This is a genomic window from Trabulsiella guamensis ATCC 49490 (assembly GCF_000734965.1).
GTDB classification, from domain to species: Bacteria; Pseudomonadota; Gammaproteobacteria; order Enterobacterales; family Enterobacteriaceae; genus Trabulsiella; species Trabulsiella guamensis.
The window spans coordinates 1-225 of record NZ_JMTB01000267.1 but is presented as its reverse complement, the minus strand read 5'-3'; the positions used below and the strand labels follow the sequence as shown (position 1 = coordinate 225).

At 58.7% G+C, this 225-nt stretch carries 1 protein-coding gene; it reads left to right on the top strand.

The genetic code is table 11. The features are described 5' to 3' along the window. Positions 1-14: 14 nt before the first annotated feature. Positions 15-225: hypothetical protein (locus GTGU_RS23855; protein ID WP_038164132.1), on the top strand; the 211-nt coding region annotated here is incomplete at its 3' end.

The following is a 225-nucleotide window of genomic DNA, read 5'->3' as shown; positions in this document are numbered from 1 at the left end:
GGAGGAATAACACCATGATCACCGAACGTATTGCGGAACATATCAGCATGGCCGAAGCGGCGCAGGACTGGCTGCGTGCGCGTGGCAGTCGCGTGACTGACGTTCGTGTGTTCATGCGTCGTCCGTTGCTCGAAATCGCCTGCCCGCCGTCAGAACTGGTGCGCAGTGCAAACCGCATCACCGAAACACATAACGGCGGTACGCGTTCTGTCTGGTTTGCAACCC